At 47.5% G+C, this 314-nt stretch carries 1 pseudogene; it reads right to left on the bottom strand.

Annotation, left to right across the window (positions count from 1 at the left end):
* Nucleotides 1-293 (bottom strand): annotated as a pseudogene (locus tag D0T87_RS24010) (actin, cytoplasmic 2); the annotation flags it as partial.
* Nucleotides 294-314 lie beyond the last annotated feature (21 nt).

The following is a 314-nucleotide window of genomic DNA, read 5'->3' on the forward strand; positions in this document are numbered from 1 at the left end:
AGCTTCTCCTTGATGTCACGGACGATTTCACGTTCAGCTGTGGTGGTGAAAGAGTAGCCACGTTCTGTCAGAATCTTCATCAGGTAGTCGGTCAAGTCTCTGCCAGCTAAATCAAGACGAATAATGGCATGGGGGAGGGCATATCCCTCATAGATTGGTACAGTGTGAGAGACACCATCACCAGAGTCCATGACAATACCAGTTGTACGACCAGAGGCGTACAGAGATAAGACAGCCTGGATAGCTACATACATGGCAGGGCTGTTGAAGTTTTCGAACATGATCTGAGTCATCTTTTCACGATTTGCCTTTGG

Source organism: Bacteroides sp. 51, assembly GCF_010500965.1.
Classification (GTDB): Bacteria; Bacteroidota; Bacteroidia; order Bacteroidales; family Bacteroidaceae; genus Bacteroides.